The following is a 6271-nucleotide window of genomic DNA, read 5'->3' as shown; positions in this document are numbered from 1 at the left end:
AAAATCACATGTTTTTTTTAGGAGAAACGATATGTTTCTCCTTGGAAATATTGCTGGAAATTAAACTCATGTATCTTTTTTGATTGTATATAAATATACTAAAAAAAACTATCTCAAAATCCAAAAACCCTTAACTTAATAGCATTGTTAGCATCCCCCTAAGACACTAAAAAATAAACTTATTGGTATGTCGTAACTCGACGCTACCAAAAGAAAATGATAGGGAACGAACGCAGAAATCTGTGTTTTCTGTGTGCGCCTGTGGTTAAAAATTCGACTTATTGATTATAATAATCTTTCATCTTAAATTTTTGCACGGTTCTTTTTATTTTTCCATCAACAAGTTTTTGCGTAATCACCGTAACGTTATCTGCAATACTCGAATCTTCAATTACCGATGAATCTTCGTAAAGTACATTTTTAGTGTCATATTTATAATTGATGGTTTTGTCAAAACAGCATCCATCTTTTTGATGAATAGAAACCTGTTTTGTTTTTTTATCAATATCGAACATGCCCAGGTTTTCGCTAGCCAGTTTGGTAAGTTCTTTGTTAAGTAGAAACTTGTTTTCTTTTGATGATAAATAAATGTTGTATGATGGACTGGCATAAGCGCCATTATTACCGTTTCGTATCGCAATATCTTCAGAGCCGTCAAAATTAAAATCGCCAAAAATTAAAGGTGTTTGGTATTTGCCCAGATCGAGCCATCCAAGTTTGGCATTCTGGGTTTCAGTTAAGCCAAAATCCAAATCTTCAGAATGAAAGGTGTCTACTTCTCTATCTGTGGCCTTATCGTAAATAATAATTGTAGCTTTTCCACTGCAAGCGTTACCTTCACATTTATCAACAAAAATTTTGGCCTTGTATTGGTCAGAACTGTTATTGGCTAAGAATTTAAACTGTGCTTTCGAAGTATTGGCAATCAATAAAATACTGCAAAAGATAATCAAGCCTTTCATTAAATATTTTTCGGTAAAATTACATCAATATCAGTCTGTAAAAAGTTAAAAAAGGTTAACGTTTTCTTTTTCGTGTTTTGATATAGCTTTGTACTGCCAATTTTGTAGTAAGCCAATCTCTACCTTCTTTGTAAGCATCTATTTTACCCTGCCTCGCTAACAAACTCACGTACTCTTGCCCGTATGGAACATCAGGTTCTGAAACAATATTCGATATTGGTTCGTAATCTCCGTACGTGTTTCCTGGCAATGCATTTATATAGATGTTTAACGAGCGCTCTATGGCCTGCAGCATTAACAAACAAAGCTTATGGTAATTACCCTTGTTGGCTTGGTTAAGTGCTTCGTAGTATTTCTTTCTGTCGTTTTTGAGGATAATGGCTGGTGGGAAACCTTTGCGCATGAGCAGTAAATTCATGGCAAGCCTCACTGTACGGCCATTTCCATCAAAAAAAGGATGAATCCAAACCAATTTATGATGAAAAATAGTTGACAGTAAAATGTCATTTAAGTCTAAAGGATTATCATTAACGAAGTCAACTAATTCATCTAATAGATCAGAAACCTTGTTAGCGTTGGGCGGGGTAAAATTTGCACCAACAATGCGAACACCGCCGTTTCTTAGCCGGCCTGCATAATCATCTTCAATGCTCCTGAGCACTAATCCATGAAGCGATAAAATATCGATACTTCTAAGCGCATAGTTTTTATTAACTAAGGTATAGAGATAATCGATGGCTTTTTCATGATTGTAGGCTTCGAAATGCTCCCTCAATGATTTCCCTTTAACGGTCATGCCTTCCTGTAAAACCATTTGGGTTTCTTTCAGACTTAAGGTGTTTCCTTCTATGCTATTGGAGTTGTAAGTCCATTCTAAAGTGAGGTCTTCTTTGATGCGGTGTAGCGCGCTATTAGGCAGTGGCCTTGAGGTTTCTAACCTGGCTTTTTTTTCGTACAACCTATCTATTTGAGGTAGCAGTTCTTCTAAATCGCTTAAATCGAATTCCCACATAACCAAATATAATAATTATCGGTTGGATTTAAAAATTTACTTATCCGATATTAAAGATTTTTATCCAAAAAAAATGATAGCTGATTTGCTACCATTTAAAAACTTCCTTTTTTCAGTTATTCCCATTTAAATACTTTTACGGCTACAGCATAAATACCAATGCCCCAAAGCAATAAGATCATAATCTGGAATTTAACGTCCCATAAGCCCAAGCCCTCAAAAGCGACTTTACGCAAGGCATCGTTTAAATAAGTGAGCGGCAAAGCCCTGCTAATGGGCTGTAACCAACTTGGGAAAGCCTCGATAGAAAAGAATGTTCCTGACAGTAAAAACTGCGGTAAGGTAACGATGTTCGAGATGGGTGGTACCATACTTTCGTTTTTAGCAATACCTGAAATGATAAAACCAAAGCCCATAAAAACAATCACACCAAGGGTGGCCAGTATAAGCATATTGACGACGGTGAGCGCACCATGGACGAGTGTGAAGCCAAAAAAGAAATGGCCAATCAAAATGATAAATAATGCGCCGATTAACGCAAAGCCGATACGGGCAATACCTTCGCCGATTACAATGCTTGACCGCCTTACTGGTGTTGCAAAAAAGCGTTTAATAACCAGGGTTTGGCGCAGACTTAAAAAAACGAATGCAGTTCCGAAAACACCCGTGCTTAATAGCGAGAAACCTAACTGCCCAGGAAGTATAAAATCGATGGTTTTATATTCGCGGCCAGTAATGGTGCTTTCTTTTATCTCTGCAACTGTAGGCTTTAATGTTTTATCGTAAAAAATATTGTTTAAAACCGATTTTAAAATCCCGCCTTTATCTCTTGATGCGGAGGTGTAAACTACGTTGACCGAATAAGCAGTAGAATTTACTTTTCTATGTACATCAATCATGGCATCAACATTGCCTTTTTCTAACAGCTTGTCAAACTCAGCTTTCGATTTATCTTTAACCAGGCGGATCATTCCTGTTTTTTCTAACATGCCCATTACCGGGTTGTTTACATCAGAGCCTGGTGTTACGCCCACATCGATGCGTGTTCCACCCCCACCTAAAAATCCGAAGACTAAAATGAATATCAAAGGAAAAGCAAGTGTAAATACCACTGCCGATGGGCTCCGCATAATTGACCGGAAACTCGCTTTGGCAAGGGCAAGGGTTGCTGTAAGGTTATTGTATTTTTTCATTTACTATTTGATTAATAGTTGTACTGTTTTTATGTTCTTAAACCCGATTGTAGTGTAAATCCTTTTTGTTTTAGATGTTTTTATTACCTATTGATAGATTTTACAAAAAGATTGTAACGGAAAGCGGGAGTAACGTTAACTGTAATGCTGTCTTTGCTTTTCAAAAAAAAAAAATAAATTATTCTCTCCATTCCTGGCCGGTAAGGTTGATGAAAACATCTTCGAGATTGGCCTTTTTAACCTCTTTTTTGCGCTCAAAACCACTGCTCACTAATTTATCTATTAAATTATCGGGAGTATCAAGCGCGATAATCTGTCCGCGTTCTACAAAAGCAACACGATCGCAAAGTTGCTCAGCCTCGTCCATATAGTGGGTGGTAATTACAACGGTGGTGCCTGCATTTCGGATTTCGATAATCAGATCCCAGAGATTTCTTCTGGCCTGTGGGTCTAAGCCTGTAGTGGGCTCATCCAAAAAAATAATTTTGGGTTGGTTGATTAATGTAGTGGCTATAGAGAAGCGCTGTTTCTGTCCGCCAGAAAGTGCTTTGTATTTGGCTTTGGCCTTATCCTGAAGGTTTACTTTCTCCAGCATTTCCATCGGTTTGATGTTGGCACCATATAAACCGGCAAAAAGTTCGATCAGTTCGATCAGATTCAGGTTTGGATAATAACCAGCTGCCTGTAGCTGTACACCGATAATCTGTTTAATATCCTGCGGCTGTTTGTCGACAGAAAAGCCATCAACAATAATTTCGCCGGAGGTTTTATCCCTTAGGGTTTCAATAATTTCGAGGGTAGTGGTTTTTCCGGCGCCATTAGGGCCAAGCAGACCAAAAATCTCATGCTCGTAAACTTCAAAGCTAAGCCCTTGAACGGCCACGAAATCATCGTATTTTTTTACCAGGTTTTTAACGCTGATAATGGCTTTTTTTGTTTCCATATTGCGAATGTAAGCAGCTTTAAATGAATAGAGAATGAATTTGTAGATGGATAATCGAAAATGTCGGTAAAATGATGTTTGTAGTAGGTAAAAACATTAATTGGTGCTCTTTTTGGTTAAAATGATCACATCGCGATCAATCGAATCTATTTTATAAGTATTTTTAGCCTTGTTAAAAGCTTCGTCGAAAACAATTTGATTTTTTAGAAATCTAAACTCTCCTTTTGTATTTATGCTATCGGCAGGAATAACATACGATTCTCTATAAGTGCGATCATATTCCATTCTGTGTTTCCAGGGGTTTTGGTATTCGCGTACTTTTTTTCCCGCAAAGGTTCCATTGGTTTTAAGCGATACCCAGTAGGTAGTTTTTAGATCATATGATGCTGCACGCCACGCGGTGTCCGGTTTCTTTGTCGCGTTAAATTTATAGATTAACCCATATTGTATTTTCTCTACAAATTCCCTGTTGTTTGTTACTGAATTTTGAATCCTAAAATTGGCATTTGTGCCATAGAGGGTGTCTAAGCTTTTATTCGCGGCAAATTTCCAGTTCGCATAAATGTAATCTTTAGCGTGAAGTACTTCATTTATTCTTTTTAAGTAAATCGTGTCGATATTAGCAGCTGTTCCCTTTCCCTGTCCACCACCAAAAGTATTATGTCCTTCTATGTTGTAACTCAAAAATCCTTCTTTTTTTATAGTTTCAGAAAAGTGAAGGGGAGGGGCTTCCATCATGAAGATTTCGGATATGAAAAATTTATTATAACGGAGTTCTTTTAAGTGAAATTTGCCATTTGCATCGGTAGCAGTTTCGCCAACCTTACAGCCAACAATAGGGTTGTTCTGATAATCCAATATGGTGCCTGTAATTGCCGGTCTCGACAATCTGGAAATACAGGAGCTGAACAAACACAATGAAACAGCAATACACGCAATAAAAAGATTTTTCAACATGTTTTAATTTAAATAAAAAAACACTGCCAATAGGATTGAGCAGTGTTTTAATGTTTTAATAAAAAGACTTGTAGTTTACCAGGTTAATTCGCCCTTCATTACATCAACAAAGTCGTCGAATAAGTAACGCGAATCGTGTGGACCTGGTGAAGACTCTGGGTGATATTGAACCGAAAATGCTTTTTTACCTTTAACACGGATACCCTCGATTGATTTATCGTTTAAGTTAACGTGTGTAATCTCTACTTTATCAGAGTTTCTAACCTCATCAGGAATTACACCAAAACCGTGGTTTTGTGAAGTAACTTCGCAGTGGTTTTTAATAATGTTTTTTACCGGATGGTTTAATCCACGGTGACCGTTAAACATTTTCATGGTGCCGATACCATTAGCTTCGGCCAATAACTGGTGACCTAAACAGATCCCGAACATTGGTTTATTTACCGCTAGGATATCTTTGATTGTTTCTACAGCGTAAGGCATCACTGATGGATCGCCAGGGCCATTAGAAATGAAATAACCATCAGGGCTGAATTTTTCCATTTCGGCAAAAGTAGTTTTAGCCGGGAAAACCTGAACGTAGATATCGCGGTTTTCGAAACTGCGCAAAATGTTTTTCTTGATACCTAAATCCAAAGCCGCCACTTTTAAGCTCGCGTCAGGATTGCCATAAAAATAAGGTTCTGTTGTACTTACTTTAGATGAAAGTTCTAAACCTTCCATTGAAGGTACTTCGGCTAATTTTTGTTTTAATTCTTCTAAATCCGTAATCTCAGAAGAAATAATCGCATTCATTGCACCTTTATCTCTAATGTGGCGAACCAATGCACGTGTGTCGATATCAGAAATGGCAACTAGGTTGTCGTTCTGAAAATAATCCTGAATCGATTCTGTTGCTTCTTTACGGCTATAAACGATGTTGTAATTTTTGCAGACTAAACCAGCAATTTTAATCGAACCTGATTCGATTTCATCTTTGTGGATACCGTAATTACCAATATGCGCATTGGTGGTAACCATTATCTGGCCAAAATAACTTGGATCAGTAAAAATTTCCTGGTAACCTGTCATCCCGGTATTAAAACAAATTTCGCCAGTAGTGGTGCCAATTTTTCCGGCCGCTTTGCCGTAAAAAACTGTGCCATCGGCCAGTAATAAAATCGCAGGTAACTTGGTGTAGTTAGTCATGGTAATTACAATATGG

At 37.5% G+C, this 6271-nt stretch carries 6 protein-coding genes; all 6 read right to left on the bottom strand.

From position 1 onward, the window contains the following. Window positions 1-278 precede the first annotated feature (278 nt). On the bottom strand, window positions 279-962 hold the full coding sequence (locus tag LQ227_RS25480; RefSeq protein WP_230151931.1) for a hypothetical protein: 684 nt from the start codon (window positions 960-962) through the stop codon (window positions 279-281). A 55-nt stretch (window positions 963-1017) separates the two neighbouring features. Beyond that, complete coding sequence (locus tag LQ227_RS25475; protein ID WP_230146552.1) at window positions 1018-1974, bottom strand: Fic family protein; 957 nt, start codon at window positions 1972-1974, stop codon at window positions 1018-1020. Window positions 1975-2090: 116 nt separating this feature from the next. Then, a complete protein-coding gene (locus LQ227_RS25470; RefSeq protein WP_230151928.1) occupies window positions 2091-3167 on the bottom strand; it encodes an ABC transporter permease in 1077 nt (358 codons plus the stop codon). A 178-nt stretch (window positions 3168-3345) separates the two neighbouring features. Continuing rightward, a complete protein-coding gene (locus LQ227_RS25465; RefSeq protein ID WP_116251357.1) occupies window positions 3346-4110 on the bottom strand; it encodes an ABC transporter ATP-binding protein in 765 nt (254 codons plus the stop codon). 96 nt (window positions 4111-4206) lie between these two features. Continuing rightward, window positions 4207-5067, bottom strand: coding sequence for a hypothetical protein (locus LQ227_RS25460; protein WP_230151924.1), 861 nt, complete (start codon window positions 5065-5067; stop codon window positions 4207-4209). 75 nt (window positions 5068-5142) lie between these two features. After that, window positions 5143-6255 carry a glutamine-hydrolyzing carbamoyl-phosphate synthase small subunit gene (gene carA / locus LQ227_RS25455; protein ID WP_230151922.1) on the bottom strand — a complete coding sequence of 371 codons (1113 nt, stop codon included), beginning with the start codon at window positions 6253-6255 and terminating at the stop codon, window positions 5143-5145. Between the last annotated feature and the right edge of the window lie 16 nt (window positions 6256-6271).

This window comes from Pedobacter sp. Bi27 (assembly GCF_918698255.1).
Taxonomy (GTDB): domain Bacteria; phylum Bacteroidota; class Bacteroidia; order Sphingobacteriales; family Sphingobacteriaceae; genus Pedobacter.
Note: the sequence above shows the minus strand (reverse complement) of the source record. Positions and strands in the feature narration are given on the sequence as shown.

What these genes read in the sequence shown, in the direction of transcription:
- LQ227_RS25460 (WP_230151924.1), bottom strand. Translation starts at nt 5,067, where the DNA reads ATGTTGAAAAATCTTTTTATTGCGTGTATTGCTGTTTCATTGTGTTTG.
- LQ227_RS25470 (WP_230151928.1), bottom strand. Translation starts at nt 3,167, where the DNA reads ATGAAAAAATACAATAACCTTACAGCAACCCTTGCCCTTGCCAAAGCG.
- LQ227_RS25475 (WP_230146552.1), bottom strand. Translation starts at nt 1,974, where the DNA reads ATGTGGGAATTCGATTTAAGCGATTTAGAAGAACTGCTACCTCAAATA.
- carA (WP_230151922.1), bottom strand. Translation starts at nt 6,255, where the DNA reads ATGACTAACTACACCAAGTTACCTGCGATTTTATTACTGGCCGATGGC.
- LQ227_RS25480 (WP_230151931.1), bottom strand. Translation starts at nt 962, where the DNA reads ATGAAAGGCTTGATTATCTTTTGCAGTATTTTATTGATTGCCAATACT.
- LQ227_RS25465 (WP_116251357.1), bottom strand. Translation starts at nt 4,110, where the DNA reads ATGGAAACAAAAAAAGCCATTATCAGCGTTAAAAACCTGGTAAAAAAA.